This is a genomic window from Polaromonas sp. (assembly GCF_016185115.1).
Classification (GTDB): Bacteria; Pseudomonadota; Gammaproteobacteria; order Burkholderiales; family Burkholderiaceae_C; genus Polaromonas.
This window is the reverse complement of sequence record NZ_JACPOF010000011.1, coordinates 1-24,061: the sequence shown is the minus strand read 5'-3', so window position 1 is coordinate 24,061 and position 24,061 is coordinate 1. Positions and strand designations below refer to the sequence as shown.

General features: G+C 59.5%; 26 protein-coding genes and 1 pseudogene. 4 read left to right on the top strand and 23 right to left on the bottom strand.

The annotated features are described in order from the left end of the window. Together HYX42_RS06305 and HYX42_RS06300 are read left to right on the top strand one after the other, a co-directional pair. A partial coding sequence (locus HYX42_RS06305; RefSeq protein WP_293401008.1) for a hypothetical protein occupies nt 1-230 on the top strand: 230 nt, incomplete at its 5' end. Nucleotides 231-330: 100 nt separating this feature from the next. Next, the gene (locus HYX42_RS06300) at nt 331-735 is read left to right on the top strand and encodes a DUF6527 family protein (protein ID WP_293401004.1); all 405 of its coding nucleotides are present in this window, start codon (nt 331-333) and stop codon (nt 733-735) included. Nucleotides 736-986: 251 nt separating this feature from the next. Here the strand turns inward: HYX42_RS06300 and HYX42_RS06295 are convergent, their stop codons facing one another. From HYX42_RS06295 to HYX42_RS06185, 23 genes and pseudogenes are all read right to left on the bottom strand, one after another. Then, complete coding sequence (locus HYX42_RS06295; protein WP_293401006.1) at nt 987-1,322, bottom strand: thioredoxin family protein; 336 nt, start codon at nt 1,320-1,322, stop codon at nt 987-989. Between the two features lie 18 nt (nt 1,323-1,340). Then, nucleotides 1,341-1,568 (bottom strand): annotated as a pseudogene (locus tag HYX42_RS06290) (DUF2789 family protein); the annotation flags it as partial. Nucleotide 1,569: 1 nt separating this feature from the next. Further along, nucleotides 1,570-2,058: an SRPBCC family protein gene (locus HYX42_RS06285; RefSeq protein ID WP_293401002.1), complete on the bottom strand. Its 489-nt coding sequence runs from the start codon at nt 2,056-2,058 to the stop codon at nt 1,570-1,572. Further along, a complete protein-coding gene (locus tag HYX42_RS06280; protein WP_293401000.1) occupies nt 2,055-4,400 on the bottom strand; it encodes a heavy metal translocating P-type ATPase in 2,346 nt (781 codons plus the stop codon). The genes HYX42_RS06285 and HYX42_RS06280 overlap by 4 nt, the downstream gene beginning before the upstream one ends. A gap of 52 nt (nt 4,401-4,452) precedes the next feature. Beyond that, nucleotides 4,453-4,752 (bottom strand): heavy metal-associated domain-containing protein, encoded by a 300-nt coding sequence (locus HYX42_RS06275; RefSeq protein WP_293400998.1) that lies wholly within the window; start codon nt 4,750-4,752, stop codon nt 4,453-4,455. A 90-nt stretch (nt 4,753-4,842) separates the two neighbouring features. Further along, nucleotides 4,843-8,019, bottom strand: coding sequence for an efflux RND transporter permease subunit (locus HYX42_RS06270; RefSeq protein ID WP_293400996.1), 3,177 nt, complete (start codon nt 8,017-8,019; stop codon nt 4,843-4,845). An 11-nt stretch (nt 8,020-8,030) separates the two neighbouring features. Then, nucleotides 8,031-9,659, bottom strand: coding sequence for an efflux RND transporter periplasmic adaptor subunit (locus tag HYX42_RS06265; protein ID WP_293400994.1), 1,629 nt, complete (start codon nt 9,657-9,659; stop codon nt 8,031-8,033). Beyond that, a complete protein-coding gene (locus tag HYX42_RS06260; protein WP_293400992.1) occupies nt 9,656-10,927 on the bottom strand; it encodes a TolC family protein in 1,272 nt (423 codons plus the stop codon). Before HYX42_RS06260 ends, HYX42_RS06265 begins: the two co-directional genes overlap by 4 nt. 170 nt (nt 10,928-11,097) lie before the next feature. Next, complete coding sequence (locus tag HYX42_RS06255) at nt 11,098-11,598, bottom strand: hypothetical protein (protein WP_293400990.1); 501 nt, start codon at nt 11,596-11,598, stop codon at nt 11,098-11,100. A 138-nt stretch (nt 11,599-11,736) separates the two neighbouring features. Further along, nucleotides 11,737-11,958, bottom strand: coding sequence for a GDCCVxC domain-containing (seleno)protein (locus HYX42_RS06250; RefSeq protein ID WP_293400988.1), 222 nt, complete (start codon nt 11,956-11,958; stop codon nt 11,737-11,739). After that, nucleotides 11,955-12,110, bottom strand: a complete 156-nt coding sequence (locus HYX42_RS06245; protein WP_293400986.1) for a hypothetical protein — start codon at nt 12,108-12,110, stop codon at nt 11,955-11,957. Before HYX42_RS06245 ends, HYX42_RS06250 begins: the two co-directional genes overlap by 4 nt. 155 nt (nt 12,111-12,265) lie before the next feature. After that, complete coding sequence (locus HYX42_RS06240; RefSeq protein ID WP_293400984.1) at nt 12,266-12,910, bottom strand: DUF6629 family protein; 645 nt, start codon at nt 12,908-12,910, stop codon at nt 12,266-12,268. 98 nt (nt 12,911-13,008) lie between these two features. Continuing rightward, nucleotides 13,009-13,641 carry an isoprenylcysteine carboxylmethyltransferase family protein gene (locus HYX42_RS06235; protein WP_293400982.1) on the bottom strand — a complete coding sequence of 211 codons (633 nt, stop codon included), beginning with the start codon at nt 13,639-13,641 and terminating at the stop codon, nt 13,009-13,011. Continuing rightward, nucleotides 13,638-13,904: a DUF2933 domain-containing protein gene (locus HYX42_RS06230; RefSeq protein WP_293400980.1), complete on the bottom strand. Its 267-nt coding sequence runs from the start codon at nt 13,902-13,904 to the stop codon at nt 13,638-13,640. The genes HYX42_RS06235 and HYX42_RS06230 overlap by 4 nt, the downstream gene beginning before the upstream one ends. A 12-nt stretch (nt 13,905-13,916) precedes the next feature. Beyond that, nucleotides 13,917-14,432, bottom strand: a complete 516-nt coding sequence (locus HYX42_RS06225; RefSeq protein WP_293400978.1) for a hypothetical protein — start codon at nt 14,430-14,432, stop codon at nt 13,917-13,919. 73 nt (nt 14,433-14,505) lie between these two features. Then, on the bottom strand, nt 14,506-16,044 hold the full coding sequence (locus HYX42_RS06220) for a thymidine phosphorylase family protein (protein WP_293400976.1): 1,539 nt from the start codon (nt 16,042-16,044) through the stop codon (nt 14,506-14,508). Continuing rightward, on the bottom strand, nt 16,041-17,402 hold the full coding sequence (locus tag HYX42_RS06215) for an MBL fold metallo-hydrolase (protein WP_293400975.1): 1,362 nt from the start codon (nt 17,400-17,402) through the stop codon (nt 16,041-16,043). The genes HYX42_RS06220 and HYX42_RS06215 overlap by 4 nt, the downstream gene beginning before the upstream one ends. 29 nt (nt 17,403-17,431) lie before the next feature. Continuing rightward, on the bottom strand, nt 17,432-17,659 hold the full coding sequence (locus HYX42_RS06210; RefSeq protein WP_293400973.1) for an SHOCT domain-containing protein: 228 nt from the start codon (nt 17,657-17,659) through the stop codon (nt 17,432-17,434). Nucleotides 17,660-17,702: 43 nt separating this feature from the next. Continuing rightward, complete coding sequence (locus HYX42_RS06205; RefSeq protein ID WP_293400971.1) at nt 17,703-18,047, bottom strand: copper-binding protein; 345 nt, start codon at nt 18,045-18,047, stop codon at nt 17,703-17,705. Nucleotides 18,048-18,151: 104 nt separating this feature from the next. Then, on the bottom strand, nt 18,152-18,646 hold the full coding sequence (locus HYX42_RS06200) for a cupredoxin family protein (protein ID WP_293400969.1): 495 nt from the start codon (nt 18,644-18,646) through the stop codon (nt 18,152-18,154). A 23-nt stretch (nt 18,647-18,669) separates the two neighbouring features. After that, nucleotides 18,670-20,082 (bottom strand): copper oxidase, encoded by a 1,413-nt coding sequence (locus tag HYX42_RS06195; RefSeq protein ID WP_293400967.1) that lies wholly within the window; start codon nt 20,080-20,082, stop codon nt 18,670-18,672. Between the two features lie 17 nt (nt 20,083-20,099). After that, nucleotides 20,100-21,533 carry a TolC family protein gene (locus HYX42_RS06190; protein ID WP_293400965.1) on the bottom strand — a complete coding sequence of 478 codons (1,434 nt, stop codon included), beginning with the start codon at nt 21,531-21,533 and terminating at the stop codon, nt 20,100-20,102. Further along, nucleotides 21,530-21,856: a hypothetical protein gene (locus HYX42_RS06185; protein ID WP_293400963.1), complete on the bottom strand. Its 327-nt coding sequence runs from the start codon at nt 21,854-21,856 to the stop codon at nt 21,530-21,532. The genes HYX42_RS06190 and HYX42_RS06185 overlap by 4 nt, the downstream gene beginning before the upstream one ends. 153 nt (nt 21,857-22,009) lie before the next feature. Between HYX42_RS06185 and HYX42_RS06180 the strand changes: the two genes are divergently transcribed. Both HYX42_RS06180 and HYX42_RS06175 read left to right on the top strand, forming a co-directional pair. Next, the gene (locus tag HYX42_RS06180) at nt 22,010-22,693 is read left to right on the top strand and encodes a heavy metal response regulator transcription factor (RefSeq protein WP_057675105.1); all 684 of its coding nucleotides are present in this window, start codon (nt 22,010-22,012) and stop codon (nt 22,691-22,693) included. Then, a partial coding sequence (locus tag HYX42_RS06175; RefSeq protein WP_293400959.1) for a heavy metal sensor histidine kinase occupies nt 22,694-24,061 on the top strand: 1,368 nt, incomplete at its 3' end.

Genomic DNA, 24,061 nt, shown 5'->3' with positions numbered 1-24,061 from the left:
ATGAGACCGAGCCCACATACGCTAAGCGGATCAGCCCAAGCAAGCTTGATCCCTATGCCGAGAAGCTGGCTACCTGGCTAGGAATCGAGGCAACAAAATCGCGGAAACAGCGGCGCAATCTGAAGCAGATCTACACAGCACGCAGCACTTGCCTGCACAAAACGCTCATGATCGAGAATATAGGAATCAGCCTCAGATTGCGGAACTCAACGCGCTCAACGCTGCAATAGCAGTAATTCGATTCAAACAGCATATGGGATTCTTTGATCGCCTGATCGATTCGCATGCCGTGGTATTCGACGTTGCTGGGATGGCGATGGATGTAGCAACATGAACGGCGACGCATATCGCATCATCGAGAGCGAAAGGCTCCCGCCTCAGGTCGGGCCATTTGAGTTCCATTACAGCCGACGCTTCGAAATGGCGGCCATGGCCTGCGCATGCGGATGTGGTCACCGGGTCATGCTGAATCTGTTGGATCAGCACCAACTCGTTATAGAGGGCGGACTTCCCACTGTCACACCTTCCATACTGGTCTCAGACGCTCCTTGCTTGTCTCACTTCTTTATTCGAAGGGGCCAGGTGGAATGGGCACAGCAGTGGTCCAAGAAAACGGTTGATCGAGTCATGCAATCTCAGGTGCGCCGCCACGTCGAACAGGACAAGAAGCGGAAGGCGAAATCTTCCTTCTTGCGCCGCTGTGCGGATTGGTTCAAATCGTGGTTCGATCGCTAGAGGAGTGCTCTGAAAGAGCGCCTACCGATACCACAATTTAGTCGGTTTTCCTCAACGTGGGTGCCTGCACTGCTAGCCAATGACTGTCCGCTATGAGCGGCGGATTCAACCGGTCGATGCAACACACTAACCACCGCGTAGGCGGAAGGAGTGTTGTAGATGAAGCAACGACCACGGATTTACTATTCCGATAGCCAGAAAGCGCTGATGTGGGAGCTTACCGGCCTTACTGGATCGATTCTTTGACTCACTCACTTGATACGCAAGATTGTCTCGAGTCGATCTCGATCCACTTGGCTTTGCGGCAGCGGTGCCATATTCGGTGCGCGCTGTATCAGCAACTCCAAGCTACCTCGGTTTGGCGTAATCGGACCGAAGAAAACCGGTTCTCCTTGAACCCCAATCAAAATGCATGGAAAACTTTCGACGTCGACATCACCAAGCCGCTCAACGTCGTCTTCAATGTCGTACCAGTCAAAAACAACACCTGGTGTGGCCCGCATCGTTTCCTGGTACTGAGACACGAAATCCCGACAGACACCACACCACGACGCGCATAGGCAGACAACCCTGACAGTAGGTTCGATATCGCTCGAATTTGCCAGGCGGAGCGCGGCATTTAATTGATCAACGACTTCCGCCCAGTCCGCGTCCTCCATCAGTTTCTCGCGGAGAAGAGCCGCTTGGGCGGCGCTCCAGAACGCTGCATCCTCCAACCGCCTCTCTGCAGGCAATGGCGAATGCCGTTTGATGAAATCACGTATATCGGCTGGCTCACGCGAGAGGCCAAGCTGAGCGAATAGCTCTGAAAAGCGGTGATAGAAAGCGTCCATCTTAAAAACCTCGTCTTGCGTCTTCGACCATTTTTCGCACGCACCACCCTGCGTAAGCTGGCCCCAGAAGCCATCCCATCCATCTCAGGGCCGCCCGGCTGGGCAGTTGGTAGTCAATCCAGACCTGCAAGCGCGCGCCCGTACCCTCTGCTGCCAGGTTAAAGCCCATGCGATAGGCCCCGATGACCAGCAGGCGCGGTTCGCCGAACGTAGCCCACGCCTTGCGTAAGGGCGGCTCATATTCATCCACGATCTCATCCAGCCCCAGTTCAATGCCAGCGATGCGTCCGTTCATTCGGATGACCGAGCCGATACGACGCCCCTGAAATTCATCCAGCTCGAAATTGAATTTCGAGCCCAGAGTCATCCACGACGCCTTGGTCATGTGCGCCGCGAGCCGGCGTTGATCGTCCAGCCTGGCAAAGATCTGCTGTGGCGCTGCAGGGATCAGCGCCGCAGCCTCGGCATGTCTCTGTCGCTGTTGACTCATCGCCGTAGGCGCAAAGCATTGCCGATCACCGACGCCGAGCTGAAGCTCATGGCCAGTGCGGCTATCAGGGGGGAAAGCAGCCATCCGGTCACTGGATACAAGACGCCGGCGGCCACCGGAATGCCCAGCGCGTTGTACAGGAAGGCAAACATGAGGTTCTGCTTCATGTTGCGCACAGTGTCTTCCGACAAGGTACGCGCCACAGCAATCCCGCGCAGATCGCCCTTGACCAGCGTGATCTGCGCGCTGTTCATCGCCACGTCGGTGCCGGTACCCATGGCGACACCGACATCCGCCTTGGCCAGCGCCGGCGCGTCGTTGATACCGTCGCCCGCCATGGCGACGACTCGGCCTTCACGTTGCAGTTTTTCCACGAGGATGAGCTTGTCGGCCGGTTTGACTTCGCCATGCACCTCGTCTATCCCCAAGCGCGCGCCGACCGCCTTGGCCGTCGTCAGGCCATCGCCGGTGGCCATCACGATGCGCATGCCGGCGGCCTTCAGTGTCGCCAGTGCCTCGGGCGTGCTGGCCTTGATGGGATCGGAGACAGCCAGCAGACCGGCCAGTCGGCCGTCAACCGCCAGATGCATGACGCTTGCTCCCTCTGCCCGAAGCGCTTCAGCCTGGGGAACCAGGGACTCGACCGAAACGTCCAATTGCTGCATCAGGGTTGTATTCCCAAGCGCCAGCTGCCGTCCACCAACGAGTCCGCGCACGCCGATGCCGGATCCGGATTCGAACTGCTCCGGCTTGTCCAGGGTAAGACCCCGCTCGCGGGCGGCGCGCACGATGGCGTCGGCCAAGGGATGCTCGCTGCCCTGGTCCAGGCTGGCCGCCAGCCTCAACACTTCGTCCGCCTCGAAACCGGGCGCCGCAACCGCGCGGTCGAAGGCCGGCCGGCCTTCCGTCAGGGTGCCGGTCTTGTCGATGATCAGCGTGTCGATCCGGCGCATGTGCTCAATGGCTGCTGCGTCGCGGAACAGCACGCCACGGGTGGCGCCTTTGCCGGTCGCTACCATGATGGACATGGGCGTCGCCAGTCCGAGCGCGCAGGGACAGGCAATAATCAGGACAGCAACCGAATTGATCAGCGCATAGACCCAGCTGGGCTGAGGCCCGAAGAACCCCCAGACAAAGAAGGTCAGCAGCGCAATGGCAACGACCATGAGCACGAAATACCCGGCCACGATGTCCGCCATGCGCTGCATCGGTGCCTTGGAGCGCTGGGCCTGCGCCACCATCTGAACAATCTGCGCCAACATGGTCGAAGAACCGACTTTTTCCGAGCGCATGACCAGGGCGCCGTTGGTATTCATGGTGGCACCGATCACCTTGTCGCCGACCCGCTTAGTAACGGGCACCGGCTCTCCGGTGAGCATCGATTCGTCAACCGCGCTGCTCCCTTCCTCCACCACGCCGTCCACCGGCACCTTTTCTCCGGGCCTGATGCGCAGCCGGTCGCCCACATGCACGTGGGTCAAAGGAACGTCCTCTTCCGAACCATCGGCACGGATGCGCCGCGCAGTCTTGGGCGCCAAACCCAGCAGCGACTTGATGGCAGCTGAGGTCTGGGACCTGGCTTTCAATTCGAGCACCTGCCCCAACAGCGTGAGCGAGATGATGACCGCGGTGGCCTCGTAATAGACGGCCACACGGCCCATGGCGACGAAGGAAGCCGGGAACACTTCAGGCGCGATGGTGGCTACCAGGCTGTATAGAAAGGCGGCCCCGGTGCCCAGACCGATCAAAGTCCACATATTGGGACTGCGGTTGAGCACCGACTGCCAGCCGCGCGCAAAAAACGGCCAACCGGCCCACAGCACGATCGGCAGGGAGAGGACCAGTTCGATCCAGCTCTGGCGTGCCATGTCAAACCAGTTGAGCTGGTGGCCGAACATGGCCAACACCGTCACCACCACGGTCAGCGGGAGCGTCCACCAGAAGCGTCGCTGAAAATCTTTCAACTCCGGGTTGTCCTCCTCTTCCAGTTCCGGCAGCAAAGGCTCGAGGGTCATGCCGCACTTGGGGCATGAGCCCGGATGGTCCTGCCGGATCTCCGGATGCATGGGACAGGTGTAGATCGTCCCACTGGGCGCCGGCGCTGACACCGGGGCGGCGGCTGCCGGGCTTGCGTAGCGCCCTGGGTCAGCAACGAACTTGCCCTGGCATTTCGCACTGCAGAAATAGTAGTTCTGCCCCTGGTGGCTGAGATGGTGTTCTGACTGCGCGGTGACGGCCATGCCGCAGACCGGATCTTTCAAACCTGCTGTCTGCGCCGGCGATGCCGAGGCTGGCTTCGCCCCTTCATGATGGTGGTGTTCGTGATGGGCATGTTCATCCATGGCGTCAACTTCCCTTCTGTCCTGAAACAATCTTGGCGCAGCGGCAGTTCAGTCAACGGCCGCAGCAGCAACCACCTTGACGTTGCGGGGTTTTGACGCTGGGGCTCGACGAATTCTCACCTATGGAAACCGGCGAACCTGAAACCGGTTTCCCCTTGTAGCCAGCATCCGCCACCGCATCCAGCATATCCTGCAGGTGGCTCCCATCATCCAGAGATGTGACCGTCGCCCGCCCTCGTGCAAGATCCACGTCAACTTGACCGACGCCAGGAACCCGAGCCAACGCTTTGCGCACGGCGTTGGCACAAGAGCCGCAGGTCATACCTTCTACTGACAGTTCAATCGAGCTCATAAGCTTCTCCAGTTAAGCGCCTCTATTGACGCAGGCACCAAGATAAACCTTCCCATCGTGTCAATGTCAAGTGCTATTGCTGGGGTTTGATCATCCCCCGCCGGCTCCGTTCGGCTTCACCCGCAGCGGTAATGGACCACCCATTTCGGGGCGTAGTTGCCACTGCTTTACCAGTGCATAGATGGCAGGGATGACGGCCAGCGTGAGGATGGTCGAGGAAATCATGCCTCCGACCATGGGCGCGGCAATACGGCTCATGACCTCGGAGCCGGTGCCGCTGCCCCACATGATGGGCAAAAGACCCGCCATGATGGCCACCACGGTCATCATCTTGGGCCGTACCCGTTCAACGGCACCATCCATCACCGCGGCATAGAGGTCGGCCGCACCCGGGGTCTTCCCCTCCGCCTGGCGCCGGACCTTTACCTCTTCCCAGGCGTGATCCAGGTAAATCAGCATGACCACCCCGGTCTCCGCTGCTACCCCAGCCAGAGCGATGAAGCCCACGGCCACGGCCACCGACAGGTTGTAGCCTAGTAGCCACATCAACCAGATCCCGCCGACCAGGGCAAACGGAACGGAGAGCATCACGATCAGGGTTTCCGTCAGACGCCTGAAGTTCAGGTACAGCAATAGGAAAATCAGAGCCAGCGTCACGGGGATGACCACCTTCATTTTCTGGATGGCCCGCTCCATGGACTCAAACTGGCCGCTCCAGCTTGCGTAATATCCCGGCGGAAACTTGACCCGTTCGGCCACGGCCTTTTTGGCATCGGCCACGTAGCCACCGATGTCCCGATCCCGGATGTCCACATAGATGTAGGCAGACAGCAGGGCATTTTCGGTGCGGATACCGGGCGCGCCCTTGGCTATAGAAAGCGTCGCCACCTGCCCCAGCGGCACCATGGCGCCGCTGGGTGTCGGCACCAGAACCTGCGTCGCGATCTGCTGCGGATCGTTGCGCAGCTCACGCGGGTAGCGCACGGTGACGCCAAAGCGCTCGCGACCTTCGACCGTGGTGGTCACCATTTCGCCGCCCAGCGCCGTGCCGATGACTTCTTGCAACTCACCCACATTGAGCCCGTAGCGTGCCAGCTGCGGGCGATCGGGCTCGATGTTCAGGTAGTAACCTCCGGTGATGCGCTCGGCGAAAGCCGAACTGGTGCCGGGTACCGTCTTGACGACCGCTTCAATCTCCTTGGCCAGACGCTCCATCTCGGCCAGGTCCTTGCCGAACACCTTGATGCCGATGGGCGTGCGTATGCCAGTCGAGAGCATGTCGATACGCGCCTTGATCGGCATGGTCCAGGCATTGGAAACGCCCGGGAACTGCAGCGCCTTGTCCATCTCTGCGATCAGCTTGTCCGTCGTCATACCATCGCGCCACTCCGAGGTCGGCTTGAGGTTGATGATCGTCTCGAACATCTCGGTTGGGGCCGGATCGGTCGCCGTGTTGGCGCGGCCAGCCTTGCCGTACACGGAGGTTACCTCCGGGAAGCTCTTGATGATCTTGTTTTGGGTCTGCAGCAGCTCGGCTGCCTTGGTAATGGACATGCCGGGCAACGAAGACGGCATGTACAAAAGCGTTCCCTCGTTGAGCGTCGGCATGAATTCGGATCCAAGCCTGGACGCCGGATAAAGGGTGATACCCAGCGCCAGCAACGCAAGACCGATGGTCGTCTTTTTCCAGATCATCACCCAGGCAATGATGGGGCGGTAGCCCCAGATCAGAAAACGGTTCACCGGGTTCTTCGCCTCCGGCATGATCTTGCCGCGGATGAAGAACAGCATCAGGACTGGCACCAGCGTCACCGAGAGCATGGCCGCTCCGGCCATGGCGAATGTCTTGGTGTAAGCCAAGGGCGAGAACAAACGCCCTTCCTGCGATTCCAGCGTGAAGACCGGCAGGAACGAAACCGTGATGATCAGCAGCGAGAAGAACAACGCCGGCCCAACCTCCTTGCAGGCATCCAGCATCGCATCCATGCGCTGGGCCGCCGTATGCTCGGGTGGCAAGCGCTCCAAGTGCTTGTGCGCGTTCTCGATCATCACGATGGCAGCATCAACCATGGCGCCGATGGCAATCGCGATCCCCCCCAGACTCATCAAATTCGAATTCATACCGAGCAAGCGCATCGCGATGAAGGCAATCAGGACGCCGACGGGCAGCATCAGAATGGCAACCAGGGCAGACCGGACGTGGAGCAGAAACACGACACAGACCAGCGCAACGATAAGGGATTCCTCGATCAGGGTCCGCTTCAGGGTGTCAATCGCCCGGTGGATCAGGTCGGAGCGGTCATAAACGGCCTCGATGCTGACTCCCTCGGGCAGGCCCGAGGAGACCTCGGCGACCTTTTCCTTCAGGTTGTGGATAACCTCCAGGGCGTTCTGGCCATAACGTGCCATGGCGATGCCGGAAACCACCTCGCCTTCGCCGTTGAGTTCGGTCAAGCCGCGGCGCTCATCGGGTACCAGTTCCACCCGTGCGACGTCGCGCACCAGCACCGGTGTCCCCTTCTCGCTGCGCAGCACCAGGTCTTCGATATCCGACACGCCGCGCAAATAGCCCTTGCCGCGTACCATGTACTCGGTCTCGGCCATCTCAATGACCCGTCCGCCCACGTCCCGATTTGAATCGCGGATGACCTGTGAAATCCGGCCCAGCGGTATGCCGTAGGCACGCAGCTTTACCGGGTCGACCGTGACCTGATAGGTCTGGACGAATCCGCCAATGGAAGCCACTTCTGAGACCCCGTGGGCCTTGGTCAGCTGATAACGAAGATACCAATCCTGCAGGCTGCGCAGCTCGGCCAGGCTACGGTTTTTCGCCACCAAGGCGTATTGATACACCCAACCCACGCCGGTCGCATCGGGGCCGATCTGCGGGGTCACGCCCTTGGGCATGCGTCCGGCGGCGAAGTTGAGGTACTCCAGCACGCGCGAGCGTGCCCAGTAGATATCTGTGCCGTCCTCAAAGATGATGTAAACGAAAGAGGCACCGAAGAATGAGAAGCCCCGCACCACCTTGGATCGGGGCACCGACAACATGGCGCTTGTCAAAGGGTAGGTCACCTGGTCCTCGACCACCTGCGGTGCCTGTCCCGGATACTCGGTGTAGACGATGACCTGCACGTCGGACAGGTCAGGCAGGGCATCCAGCGGTGTGCGGATCACCGCATAGATGCCGGCCGCGACGACGAACAGGGTGGCAAGAAGGATCAGGAAGCGGTTGCGCCCCGACCAATCGATGATTCTGGCGAGCATTTTTCTTTCCGTTAGCGACTCTTGTGTGCGGCTGCATCATGCGCTGGTGCGGCACGGCGCAAAGCCGTCACCACCCACTCACCGGGCTTGCGCTCGACAAACTCGAACGCCACCATGTCGCCAGGTTTGTAACCCTGCAGCAGGCCGCTATTGGCAACCGCGAACTCCATCGACATGGCTGGCCATTTGAGGCTGAGCACCGGGCCATGGCTGATTTCGACTGTGCCGTTCTTGAGATCGACAGTTTCGATCGCACCTTCCGCCCGATGACCTGTCACTGCCGCTTTCGGTGCCTCGCCTGACGGCTTCCGCCCGGCATCGGCACTTGAACCATGAGCTGAGTGGCCAAAGCCGCTGACGGCGGCCTTGAGGTTACTCTCGGCATCGATCAGGAAGTTGGCAGAGACAACGACCTCCTCGCCGCCGCGCACGCCTTCCAGGACTTCCACCTCATTGCTGGCGCGCCGGCCCAGGCGAACTTCCCTCGGCTCGAAACGCCCCTCCCCGGCCTGGACGAGCACGAGCTGCCGCGTACCGCTGTCGATGACCGCCGAATTGGGCACCGTCACTGTCTGTGTGCGTGTTCCGACCGATAGCTCGATCTGCGCGAACATGGCGGGCTTGAGCAGCATGCCGGGGTTGGACAGCTCGATGCGCACGGGAATTGTCCGCGTCTCGGGATTGAGCGTGGGGTAGACATAGGTGACGATGCCCGAAAACGCCTTGTCAGGATAGGCATTGATCGTCACCTTGACCTTGGCGCCCGTCTTCACGAGACCGATGTCCTGTTCGAACACATCGGCCACGACCCAGACAGCGCCAAGATCGGTGACCTGGTACAGCGCTTCGCCCGGCATGAAACGCATGCCCTGCAAGGCCTTTTTCTCCGTCACCAGGCCCTGGACCGGGGAACGAAATGCCAGCGTGCGTCGGACTTCCCCCGATGGCGTCAGGCTGGAGATCTGCTCTTCCGAGATATCCCAGTTGCGCAGGCGCTGCAGACTGGAGTCGGCCAAGCGACGCATACCCGACTGGACAGAATCCGCAGATCCTTGCGTCGACTGCAAGCCCTGCAAGGCGATCTGGTACTCGCGCTGCGCAGAGATCAGTTCCGGGCTGTAGACCTCAAAGAGCACCTGACCCTTGGCCACCGTCTGACCAGTCACGTTCACATGCAGGCGCTCCACATAACCCTCGAACTTGGGCGAGATGGTGTAGATCCGGCGCTCGTCGGGTTCGACCCGTCCCGCCGCACGAACTGTGCGCTCCAGTTTTTGGACACGCGCCGCTTCAGTCCGAACACCCAGCTTCTGGATTTTTTCGGTGCTGATCCGGATCAGGCCCGCCTGGGCCGAACTGTCTTCCTGATCCTCCCCCTCATAGACAGCGATGTAGTCCATGCCCATGGGATCCTTCTTCGGCACGGGAGAGGTATCGGGCAAGCCCATGGGGTTGCGGTAGAAGAGAAGCTTGCGTGCAGGTTTGGACGTTTCGGCATTCGGCGTTTCCGCCCCACTCGCTGTGGCAGCCGCTTGCAGCTCGTGGCCTCGGTACAGGAAGCCATAGCGGACTTCAAGCGTTATGAGGACCACCAAACTGACGCCCAGACCGGCGATCAGCCATTTGGACCGGACACTCATAGATCTTCTCCAATAATTCGTTCGATTTCAGCCAGCCGGAATTGCGCTTCCACCTGGGACTCCAGCTGACTCTGTCTGGCCTTACGGATCTGCCGCTGGGCATCCAGCAACGTCGCAAAGTCCACCTTGCCGTTCTCATACCCTACCAAGGCCGCCTGATAGGTAAATTCCGACTGGGGAAGTAATTGGGTCGCTACAAGGCTCTCCGTACGGCGGGCGGCATCGATCGCATCCACGTTCTCCGAAAGTTCGGACAGCAGTTGCCGAGCCGCAGACTCCTTGCGCGCCTGGGCTGCCTGCAGCATGGCTTCGGACTCCCGCTCCTGAGCCCGGCGGGATGACTGCTGCAAAGGTATGTTCATTTCGATCATCAGTTCCCATTCCTTCACGGTTCCTTGGTACTGGATGGGAGACACGCCCAGCGTGATGTCAGGGTAGCGGTTCTTCAGCACGAGATCCCGGCTCAACTGGGCAGACCTGATGCGAGATTCCTCTGCACTGAGTTGTGGATTGCGCGTCATCGCACGCTCCTCCAGCCCTGTCAGATTCAACTGTTCATGCGACGGCACAGGACGCAGTGCCACCGGTTCTGCCAGGGATGCTCCGGCGGGCCTGGCCAGCAAGCCATTCAGACGCACCTGTAGCTGACGCCGTTCCGCCTCCAACGCGATCAGTTCATTGCGCAAGGCAGATTGTTCGAGCTGGGCCCGGATTACGTCCTGCTGGGCCGCCAGACCACCGGCGTAGCGGGCCTGCGTCACGCGCTCAAGACGGGTCATCAAGTCGATGATCTCGCGCGCAATTCTTTCGCTGCGATACAGCAGGTAGAGTCGTGCATAGGCAAGCTTGATGCGGCTTGCAATCTCGATCCAGGCTCCCTGGCTGCGCCCCCTAGCCGCTTCGACATCCTGCTCGGCAATGTTTCGCTTCAGGTCCCGCTTGCCATACCAGGGGAACTCCTGCATCAGGAGGTACCGCGTACTGCCAACCTGGCCTGGAAGCAGCAGGGGGGATTGGTCCCCCTGGCGGGTCACGTCCCTAAGTTCGGCGCGGAAACGCGGATCGGGCAAGGCCCCCGCAGACTCCACGCGCTGTGTCGATGCGTCCAACTCGGCGCGCATCGCAGCGTATTCAGGATTGCCCTTACGCGCGTAGTCGAGGAGACCGCTGAGTGATGCGCCGAGGTCTGATTCCTGGGCTGCCGCGGGAAAAATAAGTAACAACCAGGCGGTGGAGGCGCAAAGTAGAGTCCGGTAACTTGTTTTCATGACTGTCGGTGCTTCCTGAGTCAGCATTCGGGCGATCGGGATGCGACCGGATGCTGACTGGCAGTATCGGAGCCTGAGACCGACAAATTCCTGACAAATTGATTACATTCTTGTAATCCATAAGGCGCGCGAACGCCGACTACTTTATGGTTGATCCCGATCAAACGCTGTCATGACGATGCGGCCGGCGCAAAGATCAGCGCATAAAGCCACAAAGCCGAGAATCCCACCGGAAGTACGAGCGGCGTGATCCGAACGAGGGCGTGGATACGTCCGCCGACGATCTTGCCGGCCCCATTGGCCCGATTGACGACCATGGTTCGCTCATAGACCTGAAGCGCCATCTTTTCGGCATCCGAAAGTTGAAACTCCGCATTGATCCTGGAAACCAGCGCCTCCTGCTCCCTCAAATACACATCCTGTGCCCAGGTTGCCGCATAGATGGACGCAAGGATCACCACCGAGAGAATGATGGCCGCAATCGGCATCACGTGATGAAAAAATGACTGCCAGAGAAAGCCGGTACTCCAGGAAGTCGCATACGCCGTCAGCAGAAACGACTGGGAGGTCACGTACCAAGTCACTCGGCTGGCGATCAGGGTGTTTTCAGCCTGAATGTCTTCTCGTAACGCTCTCAGGATGTCGGCAAGAGCAAGAGATTTTGTTTCCATGGTAGGTATGAATGGCGTCGTCGGCAGCTTCTGATGCCGATCAAACGCAGGACTGGCCCGGTGCGATCTTATAAATTACCCCTCGTTCCGACTGAACGATAGCAGCATACTGCTCAAACAGAACTCGTGCTGGCAAGATCAACGGCAACACCCGTTGCCCTTTCCGTTCTCTTGAATCGATGGACAAGGCATGCTGCCGTAGGAACAGTAGACGCAACAGTCGCCTGGCTTGGGGCGGAGCACGGTGTGGCACTGCTCGCATTCGTAAAACCACTGACAGGCGTCGGTAGGCATCGTTTCCAGCTTGCTGTGGCCGCACACCGGGCAGGTCAGCCTCGACTCCAAAACGACAGCAGTCATTGCGAACTCCTTTGCGGTTGCGGTCGATAGCCGGCCTCCTGGATGACCCAGGTCAGAATCTCGGCATGGGTCTTGGCATCGTCGAAGCTCACGGTAGTCTGGCGTTTCTCCAGGCTCACCGCAATCTTGTTGACGCCGGGCACCAATGTCATAAGCTTCGTCGCCGCCGTGGTAGCGCTCAAGTTACCCAACAGCTTGGTTGCACAGGACGATGTCAACAGCAGGGATAGTCCGAGCAACGCACTCAGCAGCGGCCAGCCACCGAAGGCCGGCTGTCGATGGACGATATATGTTGCTGATTGATCTATCAAACAAGTGGGGGAGGATTTTTTCGCCCAAAGAACCTAAGCGCAACGATCACGCTCAAAATTGCTGAGAAGAAACACCAAACGGAGATAAACCATCTCGCAAAGATCAGATAGGCCAGCACAAATGAGATCAAGGCGAGAGCCCCAAAGATCCTGACCATGATCTCATTCGACAGTAGTGGGCTTACGGTGGTTGCGAGAAGGTACCCCGTCATCGTCACTACAGCAAAGAAATGAGGTGACACATATTCAATGTGCCCCCCGATAGCCCGGGATGTGATCGGATACTCGAACATCGAATACAGCAGATACAAGCCGACCCCTATCCCAGCAATGGCGGTCAATTTCAGCAGTCTGCTCCGCCTGCCTGGAGGCTCCAGCAAGAGCACGGCCAGAGGCACATAGGCCGGCCAGAGTACGTGCGAGAAAAACGAATAGAACTGGGTCATGACGACATTCAGACCCGGCGCATCGTGGGCGAAGGTCCACCAGACGACACCCTCGCTCAGTTGCTGAATGGCAAAGAGCAGCGGTATTGCAGCAAAAGGAACCTCGGACGAACGTCGTGCCGCCTTCACAGTCATCGTGCCAACGCCGAGCAGAAATCCTCCGGCGGCAAGACTTGCAGTCATCGAAAAGCACATGGTTCAAGCCTCGCCGTGGTTATTAATCGGGCATCAACGATGATCACCTCGTTGTCGATACGACGTTCACCGAATGGGATACAGGCTGGGCCGATGGCCTAACGCCACCGGGGGAAGAACCTGGGCGTTTTTTGTGCGTAGCGATCGAACTCCTCCCCGAACTGCGCCCGCATTTCCGTTTCCTCCGTGATGGCGAGCCGGCCGTACATCATCAACAGGATCGGGAACATGAGCAATGTCAGGAGTGTTGGCCACTGCAGCAGAAAGCCCAAGAGGATTAGGACAAATGCCACATATTGTGGGTGACGGATCCGCGCATATGGGCCTGTCATCGCCAGTGTATGCCTGCGTTGCGCATGGTAGAGAACATTCCAGGCTGTAGACAGCAGGTAGAAACCGTAGCCCAGGAAGATATAGCTGGCGATATGCAGGACACCAAAATGCGGATCCCCCTTCTCTCCGAGCAAAGTAGACCATAGGTGGCCAGTGTCATGGGACATGATGTCCAGATTCGGGAATTTCGTCTGTAGCCATCCTGACAGCAGGTAAATCGTCAGTGGGAATCCGTACATTTCGACGAATAAGGCGACGATAAACGCGGCGAAGGCGCCGAAGGTCCTCCAGTCGCGAGCAGTCGCTGGCTTGAAGAAACTGAAGGCGAACATGATGAAAATGGCTGAGTTCAAAGCCACCAGTAGCCAAAGTCCATAAGCAGGTTCGGCGTGAGTCATGGTGCATCTCCCTTGTTCCCGGAACCAGGTCCCACGTTGTCCTGTCGGCTGGATCCGTGCTTATGACCATGCCCGCGATGCATAAAGATATGCATGACGGGGCACGCGAGTACAAACAAGTATGGGAGTGCAGTGGCCACATGCACCAGATGTTCTTTCAACAGAAAGTAGCCGGCGACCGCGCCGATGACGAGCAGTCCTAGCGAATAACGAGACCCCCAGAATGGTGGAGGTGGCTCATGGTGTTGATGATCGTGGTTCACGGCAGCACCTGCTCATTTCGTGGCGGGTGCCGACTGTGCATCCATCATCATTTGCATCATCATTTGCATCATGTCCATGCGCTTCTCCATCATTTGCTGACGGTCTTCCATGTTGCCAGGCATGCTCTTGCTGTCTTGCGCGCCGCCCACTCCCGGGCCACTCATGCCACCCCCTCCCATCCCAGCGCCGGCCATGCCAGAGCCCTTCATCATGTTCATCATGGACATGCCGTCTTGCATCACTTTCATGTGCTCACCCATGAGTGCACTGCGCTCACCAGCGGATTGGGCGCTCATCATTTTCTGATGCATTTCGCCCATCATCATCATTTGCTTGTCCATCCGCTCCATGTTCTGCTTCACGGCCGCTGAAGGCTTCGGCGCAGAGGCTTTTGTTGCTGGCGGTTTTGCCGCGGGGGCCTTGGATTTCGGCGCTGACGCAGCGCCGGCGGGGTGATGGGCCTCGTGATCTTGCGGATCAGGTTGAGCGGCCAGGCTCAACGTTGAAAAACACGTGATCAGGGACACAACGATCAGGGAACGTACTGCTTTCATACCAACCTCCTAGAAGTGAGAAAACCAATTGCTAACAGGAAACACCTTACTTCGCGGCCTCATCCGAGATAGTCAAAATGGGGTGAGACTTCAGATACTCTTTTGCATATGACAATTCCCCAGTAGATTCCGCGTGCAGAGTAAACAAGGGCATCCCCCGCTGCACAGAGTCCCCGAGTTCAACATGCATAGTCAAGCCAGCGGTAGGAGTTGTTGGCGCCCCCAGCAGCTTCGCCAGGCGCGATAGGCGCCTGTTATCAATGTGCGAAATATGTCCCGAAGATGCTGCGATGACAGGGTCTTTGATCCTGGCGACAGGTGGCTCATGCAAACCTCCTTGCGCCTCGCAAATGCCTTGGAACTTCTGCCACGCCATACCAGAGTCAAGCAGCCGCCATGCGAGCGAGTGCCCCGTTCCTGGAATCGCTTTGCCACAGAACTCCAGCAGGTCACCCGCCAAGTTGAGCGCACGCATCCGGAGATCGACTGGTGCATGCGCGGCCCCACGGAGTACGCCCATCACGTCATGAGCTTCGAGCGCCGGGCCGATACCTCGACCTACCGGCTGGCCTCCCCGGGTATGGCGTATGTGCAAATTCAGACCACAGGCGTCACCGACCTGCTGGAGCATGGTGGTCAGCCGGCGTGCGTCCTCCTCGCTGCGAACTTTTGCAGTGGGGCCAACCGGGATATCCAACACGACATGCGTTGCCCCCGCAGCAATCTTCTTGGACAGCACTGAGGCCACCAGCTGGGCATCACTGTCCAGATCCAGGGGGCGTTCAACACGAATCAGCAGATCGTCGGCAGGGCTCAACGACAGCGCGCCACCCCAGACAAGACAACCTCCCTCTCGCTCAACGACCCGACGCATGCCCCCCAGATCCAATGTCACGTTTGTCATCGTCTCCATTACATCCGCTGTTCCAGCCGGGGACGTGATGGCACGCGAGGAGGTCTTGGGCATGGTTAGACCAGCCGCGACGACGATGGCCACGACGATCGGTGTCGTCCTGTTACCGGGCAGTCCACCTACGCAATGCTTGTCCGCAATCGGCGTTCGCCCCCAATCGATCCGCGTTCCTGCCTCCACCATGGCTCGGGTCAAGTCGATGATTTCCTGCAGATCCATTCGGCCACCGGCGCAGGCACTGAGAAACGCCGCCAGATGCATATCGGAATAGTGACCAGCAGATACATCCGTGATGATGCTGCGGTATGCCGACGCATCGAGCCGGTGCCCGTATATCTTGGACCGCAGCGCACTGTAGGACTCCAGCGTCGGCGCGTGGGAGACTTGGAGTCGGCTTTGCTCATCTGCAGCCAACGTCTGGGCTGCCCCACGCGAAAGGCCGACTTCGCCTGGCAACAGCAAGTCGGAATCGATCACGTTGAGGGTGGCGATGATATGACGATCTCCCAAGTCCACGCGGACCCGGGTTTGCGATTGAAAACCTTCAGCCCGACACACGTGACAATCTCGCCGCATGTAGATCACGTACTCCTGCTGCGTGTCGATTCCCAACAGCCGGTACCGAAGCGCAGCATGCGCTTCGTGATCATCACGAGGCTGGAGGTGACTCATGGCACCAGTTCCACGGTCTGGCCCAGACGGGGCACGCCTGCCGGCCAGCCGAGCTCTCTGTCCACACGCTGCCGCAAGGTGTCGGCCGGGCCCGGTTCGCCATGCGTCAAGAAGACCTTCCTGGGCGCTTGGGGCATGGCGGCCATCCAACGCATGAGCTGACCGGCGTCGGCGTGTGCGGACATGCCGCGCAGCATAGCGACTTCGGCATTGACGGCCACGTCCTCACCGAAGATCCGGATCGACTTCTCCCCAGAGGCCAGACGCGCGCCACGGGTACCCCCGGCCTGATAGCCAGCCAGGACGATGGTGTTGCGCCGGTCCGGTGCCATTCTCTTGAGGTGGTGCAGCACCCGCCCACCGGTGGCCATGCCGCTGGCCGAGATGATGATGGCCGGGTAACGGACCTGATTCAGTGCTCGCGACTCGTCGGAGGTCCGGACCATGGTGGCGACCCGGCACAGACCTTTGCACTCTTCCGGGCTCAGCCGATGCTCCGCGCGGTGCCGATGGTAGATCTCGGTCATGTCGATGGCCATCGGACTATCAAGGAACACGGGCAGCTCCGGAATCGCGTGCCGGGCCTTGAGGCGCGAGAGCAGAAACAGCAGCGCCTGCGCCCGCCCCACTGCGAAGGCCGGAATCACCACGCTGCCACCGCGACCCGCCGTTCTCTTGATGATCTCGGTCAAGAGTGCCTCGTTGTCCTCTGTCTGGTGCAGCCGATCGCCATAGGTGGACTCGACGACCAGATAGTCCGCCCTCCCAAGCGGCGTCGGTGGCCGCATGATCGGATCGTCATCCCGCCCGACGTCTCCAGAGAAGACGATGGTCAAGCCACCTGTCTGAATTTCCGCGCTGGCCGCACCAAGAATATGGCCTGCTGGCCGCAGTGACAACTGCATGCCAGGCACCATTTCCATGGTTTCATTGAACGGCACAGCCTGCATATAGCGCAAAGCGTGTCGCGCATCCTCTTCTGTGTAGAGAGGAAGAGCAGGCTTGTGCTTGCTGGCGTGGTGGCGGTTCAGGTAGTCGGCTTCTTCCTCCTGCAACCGCCCGCTGTCAGGCAGGAGCAGGTGACAAAGCTCGACGGAACCTGGCGTGGTATAGATGGGGCCGCGATACCCGTTCCGAAGCAGCAGAGGCAAGGCACCGGAGTGATCCAGGTGCGCATGGGTCAGGACGACACAGTCCAGACGAGAGATATCCAACGGGAAAGGCTCCCAGTTCATCTCCCGCAAATGCTTGTAGCCTTGGAAGAGTCCGCAATCAACCAGAACCTGATGTCCGGCATGCTCCAACAGATATTTGGAGCCGGTCACTGTGCCAGCGGCGCCGAGAAACGTCAGCTTCATGTCCATTCCTTGTTGCGGCGAATTTTTCGCTATTCGTTCTTGTCGAGCAGCTGCTTGAGTTGTTCGTACTCCTCCGGCTTGATCTCGCCCTTGGCCAGTCGGCGTCGCAAGACCTGATGTGGTGTCTCCCGTTGGTCGTCATCTCGACCGCTGCTACGGGGCCAGGGGCCGAACAATAGCGCGATGATGATGATCACCCAGAAGATCCACCAGAAAGCATGCATGCCAACCATGTAGTAACCATCACCAAAGTACATCGAGATTCTCCCGTTACTGAAAATGCAGTGAATCGTGAAAGCGTCACTCAACTGGCTGGAGATCGGTGATAACCATCTTGCCGCCTTCGTTGACAACCATGAACTTGACCTTATCGCCAGGCTTCAAGTTGGTCAACAATCCCTTGTCCTTTGCCGTGAAGACCATGGTCATACCTGGCATGTCCAGATGTTTGATATCGCCGTGCTTGATGGTGACCTTGCCAGTCTCACGGTCGACCTTGCGGACTTCGCCATCGGTCATGGACGCAGATTGCGACATGCCCATCTTGCTCTGGTCCATCATCATGGTTTGCGCGATGCTGCTCATGGGCAAAGCCATGCCCATTGCTAGAGACGAAATGGCAAGAATATGTTTAATGTTGCTCATGATTTTCTCGCGAAATATTTCTGAAAACCTGTTGTGACTCTTCTTGGTGGCCAACACGGCCTGGTGCAGATCGTGGAGGCCGAGGCCAAGGCTTCGGATGGGTTTCATTTCCTGGCGACCTTGACCGCACCTTTCATCCCTGCTTCATAGTGGCCAGGCATCAGACAGGCGAAATTCACGGTGCCAGCCTTGGTGAACTGCCAGATGATCTCGCCCTGCTTGCCCGGAGCCAGCGTGATCTTGCTGGGCTCGTCGTGTTCCATGTCAGGGAACTTCTTCATCTGCTCCAGATGTTCGAGCAGCTCCTGCTGCGTGCCGAGGCTAAGCTCGTGCTTGACCTTGCCGACGTTCTTGACCACGAACCGGACGGTTTCGCCTTGCTTGATCTGAACGTCCGCGGGCGAATAGCGCATGTTGTCGCTCATTTCGATGGTGATGGTGCGGTTGACCCGTGCAGCCAAGCCGGGCTTGCCGATCGCCGTATCTTCATCACCGTGGCCGTGGCCACCGGCATGGTTGCCGCCAGCGAAAGCCGAGCTGGACAGGGCAATCGTCATCAGAGCCAACACTTTGGCCAGGGTGTGTGTCTTGTGCGTCATGGATATCTCCTTGGAATAAAAAATCAGTGACCGTTGTGGGACTGGGGCTTGCGAACTTTGACTTCGGTCGGTTGGCTGAGGGTCTGCGCACGAGGCATGGATTGGCCGCCTTCGGCCTTGAACCTCGCAGGCTCGCTGAGCGGGCCTTCGTACTCGTGAGCCACCGTGCCTTCGGGATGCTTGAACCACCCCGGGTCCTTGTAGTCCCCGGGCTTCTGATCGCGCCGCACCTTGAGCACACTGAACATGCCGCCCATCTCCACCGAACCAAACGGGCCCTCGCCGGTCATCATGGGTGCGGTGTTGTCCGGAATGGGCATCTCCATCTCCGTCATGTCCGCCATGCCACGCTCCCCCATGACCATGTAGTCCGGGATCAGGTTGTTGATCTTCTTGGACAGGCCGCGGTGGTCAACGCCAATCAGCGTCGGGAGGTTATGTCCCATGGCGTTCATGGTGTGGTGGCTCTTATGGCAGTGGAAGGCCCAGTCGCCTTCCTCGTCCGCGAGGAACTCAACCTGGCGCATCTGGCCAACCGCGACATCGGTGGTCACCTCATACCAGCGCGTGCTCTTCGGGGTGGGCCCGCCATCGGTTCCAGTCACCAGGAACTCATGGCCATGCAGGTGGATGGGGTGATTGGTCATCGTCAGATTGCCGATCCGGATCCGGACCTTGTCGTTCAGTCGGACGTTCAGCGAGTCGATGCCGGGGAAGATGCGGCTGTTCCAGGACCACAGGTTGAAGTCCAGCATGGTCATGATCTTGGGGGTGTAGCTCCCAGGATCGATATCAAAGGCATTCAGCAGGAAACAGAAGTCCCTCTGCACCTCGTCGATCAGCGGGTTCTTGACCTTCGGATGGGTCACCCAGAAGCCCATCATGCCCATGGCCATCTGCGTCATCTCGTCGGCATGCGGGTGGTACATGAAGGTGCCCGGCCGGCGCGCCACGAACTCGTAGACAAAGGTCTTGCCGGGTTGAATCGCTGGCTGGTTCAGGCCGGCAACGCCGTCCATGCCGTTGGGTAGCCGTTGGCCATGCCAATGGATGCTGGTATGTTCCGGCAGCTTGTTGGTCACAAAGATGCGCACACGGTCGCCCTCGACCACCTCGATGGTGGGCCCGGGACTCTGGCCGTTGTAGCCCCAGAGATGGGCTTTGAACCCAGGTGCCATCTCGCGGACCACCGGTTCAGCCACCAAGTGGAATTCCTTGACGCCCTGGTTCATGCGCCAGGGCAGCGTCCAGCCGTTGAGCGTGACCACCGGGTTGTAGGGGCGGCCGCTGTTGGGAACCAAAGGGGCCATGGTGTCCGGGCTGGTCTGGATGACCGGCTCGGGCAGTGCGGCCATGGCCACGCGGCTGACCGAGGCCGCAGCCACAGCGCCGCCGGCGATGCCTGCGAATTTGAAAAAATCTCTTCTGGATGTCATTGAGGATTTCCTGGAAATCAATGGCCGGCGGCTGCAGCACCGGAAGGAGGTGCCGCTGCGGATAGCGTCGTGCTGGTCGGACGCCCGATGAGGGAAGCCTGCAAGGCTGCGTCAGCCAACCAGAACTGTTGCTCCGTGTTGATGGCGGCAATGACCGTATTGACTTGATCACGGGCGTCGGAGAGCAGCTCGAAAACACCGATGATCATTCCGTTGTAGCGCAGCTGGTTCTCGTCCGAGATCACTTTGCGCAGCGGGACCACCTCATCACGGTGATGGCGTGCCACGTCGAAGGCGGTGCGGTAGCCGGAATAGCTCTCGCGCAGGCTTGATCCGGCCGCACGAACCGTGGCTTCCAGCTGGTTGGCCGCAGCCAGCGTACGCGCGCTCATCGCATCGCGCTGCATGCCACCCCAGTCGAAAATCGGCAGCCGCACTCCGATTTCATAGCCACGCGGATCTGAGCGGCTTCCCGTTGCGCTGTCAGTCTTGGTGTTATGACGCGCCGTGAGTTCGATATCGGTGAAGCTGGTCACCGTGGTCAAGCCCTGGGATCTGGCATAGGCCTCATAGTTTGTCTGCGCGAGCCGGATATCCAGGCGGTTGCGCGTGGCGTACGAAGCTGCGGTCTGGGGATCTATAGCCTGCTTGGGCAGATCAGGCAAGCGCTCGGGGAGCATGAGCAGTGGGGCCTGTGCTTCATCGAGCCCCAGCCGGCGGACCAACTCCTCGCGCGTTGCCGTGGCCTGATGGTTGGCCGTAGCCAGGCGCGTGGCAGCATCCGCATAGAAGGCTTGCTCGCGGGCACGGCTGATGCGGCTGAAGTTGCCCGCGGCTTGCATGCGCCGGGCAATTTCAGCGGTGGCTTCAGCACTCTCATACACCTGACGGGCATACCGGAGGGTTTGCTGCGCCGCGACGGCACGCACCCAGGCCTGGCGAACCTGCGTGACCTGGTCGACCACTTCGCTGGTCAGGCGCAGCTGCGACTGCTCGATGCGGTAGCGGGAAATCCCCTGACGCGTCGGCAGCGTCAGCAGGTCCAGCAGACCAAACGATAGAGCGCGTCCAATTTCCAGCTCATCGCCCGCGACCATGCGCTCGTAGCTGAAAATAGGGTTGGCGATCCGGCCAACCTGGGCGGCGTCGGCCGATTCCGCCCAGCCCTGGGCCAACAAGGCCTGCAGGGAGGGGCTGTTGACCAGTGCCAGTTGTACGGCTTCGCGCTGCCCCAGAGGCTGGGTGAGGAGTGCCTGGGCGGCGTCAGCCCGCTCCTTGCGCTCCTGCTCCGTACGCGCCAGCGCCAGTTTCTTCTCCGTGAAGCTGCTAGCCTCGTCGTTCACGCGGCTGACGTTCTGTTCGAGACTGACGCTGGCGCAGCCGGACAGAACCGCCAGAGTCACGGCCGATATTGCGAGCCTGGCTCCACTCGATGGCAGAGTGCGTCTCATCGCTTGGAACCTCCGTGATGCCCTTCATGAGCCGGCGACGAAGGCGCCGTCTCCTTGGCCGGTTCAGCCGTTCTGGCTTCCTTGGCATAGGTGCGCCATCCCCCGATACGGCCAACGGTGTCGTTGGCCTCCCGCCAGGACTGGACCGGCTGGTCAGCGTAGGCCTGGTACCCGTTCAGGGGCGAGGTGTAGGTCAGTTGGACCGGGGGTGCCGGCGGTGGGGTCTGCTCGGCCGCGGTCTGCGCCATGGCTGAGCCGGCAAGCAGCGCCATCGTCCAGGGAAGCAATTTTCCGAAGAACAGGCTGTGGGTAGGGACGGTCATGGATTCCTCTTGGGGTAACTCGCTGATTTCAGGGGGTGATTCTGAGAATCCGACGCCGTCAGAAAGCTGACTTCCGGATTACATTTCTGTAATCTTGCCGACGAAGGCCCGAAACTTGTCAAACTGGCGCCCATTCGGCTGTGGAGTGCATGCGTGAAGATATTGATCGTTGAGGACGAGCACAAAACTGGGGAGTACCTGCGCCAGGGTCTGGGGGAGGCTGGTTTTGTGGTCGATCTGGCGCGAGATGGAACGGATGGGTTGCACCAAGCCCTCCAGGAGCCCTACGATCTGGTCATCCTGGATGTCATGCTGCCTGGCATCGATGGCTGGCAGGTCCTTCAGGCCATACGCAAACGCGGGCTGCAGATGCCCGTGCTGTTTCTCACAGCGCGTGACCAGGTGGAAGACCGCATCAAGGGACTCGAACTTGGCGCCGACGACTATCTGGTCAAGCCGTTTTCCTTCGCCGAGTTGCTCGCCCGGGTGCGAACCATCCTGCGACGCGGCCGCAGTGGCACAGAGCCAACCACGCTGCTGGTGGCCGACCTGGAGCTCGATCTGCTGCGTCGCCGTGTCGCTCGGGGGGGACGGAAAATCGATCTGACCGCCAAAGAGTTCGGATTACTGGAGTTACTGATGCGTCGCCGGGGCGAGGTTCTTCCGCGCTCCCTGATCGCCTCCCAGGTGTGGGACATGAACTTCGATGGGGACACCAATGTCATCGAGGTAGCCATGAGACGGTTGCGAGTCAAGGTCGACGAGGGCCGTGAGGTCAAGCTCATCCAGACGGTGCGGGGCATGGGCTACGTGCTGGAAGTCCCGGAGGAGTCCTGAGTGCTTCGGTCTCTGTCTCTGACCTCCCGTCTCACCCTGTTCTTCACGCTGCTGTCAGCCGCGATCGTCTTAGGCCTGGGCATCATTTTTCTGGTGGCGTCCGAGCGTCATTTCATTGACCTTGACGATATTGTTTTGCAAGACAAACAACTTCTGGTTGGCGAGTTGCTCGCCAAGTCCAGCTCAACACAAGACGCTCAAGTTCGATTAAAAGAGGCGCTGGACCATCACCACGGTCTCTATGTGCTCATCAAAGACGTGCATGGCCGCATCTTTTTCGAATCGGATGATTTCAACTTGCCCGATGCGACGGCACTCCCCGAACCCGGGAGCACCCCAAAATCCCTGCGCTGGAGCAGTCGAGAGCGCGCTTACCACGGTCTTGCACAGTGGTCAGAGACCAATCTCGGTGCATCTACTGAAATGCTGATATTGGTTGCCATCGATACCGAGCATCACACTCATTTCATGGCGCAGCTGCAGCACACTCTGGCGCTTTATGCCGTACTTGCCACCTTGTTCAGCGGGTTTGCAGGCTGGTTCGCCGCGCACCAGAGCATGGCCCCGCTGCGCGCCATGAGATCGAGAGCCTCGGTCGTCACCGGCCAGCAGCTCAATCCGCGCATGCAGGTCGAAGCCGTGCCTGTCGAAATGGCCGATCTGGCCAATGAGCTTAACCACATGCTGGATCGGTTGCAGCAGGATTTCCAGCGTTTGTCCGATTTTTCATCCGACCTGGCGCATGAGCTGCGCACCCCCATCAGCAACCTCCTGACGCAGACGCAGGTGGCCTTGTCCAACCGGCGTGATGCCGACACCTATCGCGACATCCTGGCCTCCAACGCTGAGGAGTTCCAGCGCCTGGCACGCATGGTGTCCGACATGCTCTTTCTGGCCAAGACCGAAAGAGGACTCCAGCTCCCCAGCAAAGAGTCTTTCTCAGCCGAACAGGAGGTTCAGGCTTTGCTGGACTTCTACGAGGCCGTGGCCGATGAAAAAAACGTACATATGAGCCTGCACGGCAGCGGCAACATCCTGGGCGACCGGCTGATGTTTCGCAGAGCGGTGAGCAACCTGTTGTCCAACGCTCTGCGGCATACAGAGATGGCGGGAGAGGTCCGCATCGAGATCAGCGACACCGAAAACTCGACCCAGGTCACCGTCGAAAATACAGGTGAAGAGATCGACCCGAAAATCATGCCCCGGCTGTTCGACCGCTTCTATAGAGCGGATCCATCACGCGCACAGCCGGACTCTGACGGAACCGGATTGGGACTCGCCATCACGCGAGCAATTGTTGAAGCACACGGAGGGAAGATCGAAGTTTCGTCCGATCAGGGCCGAACAAGATTTACTCTGGAGTTCAGA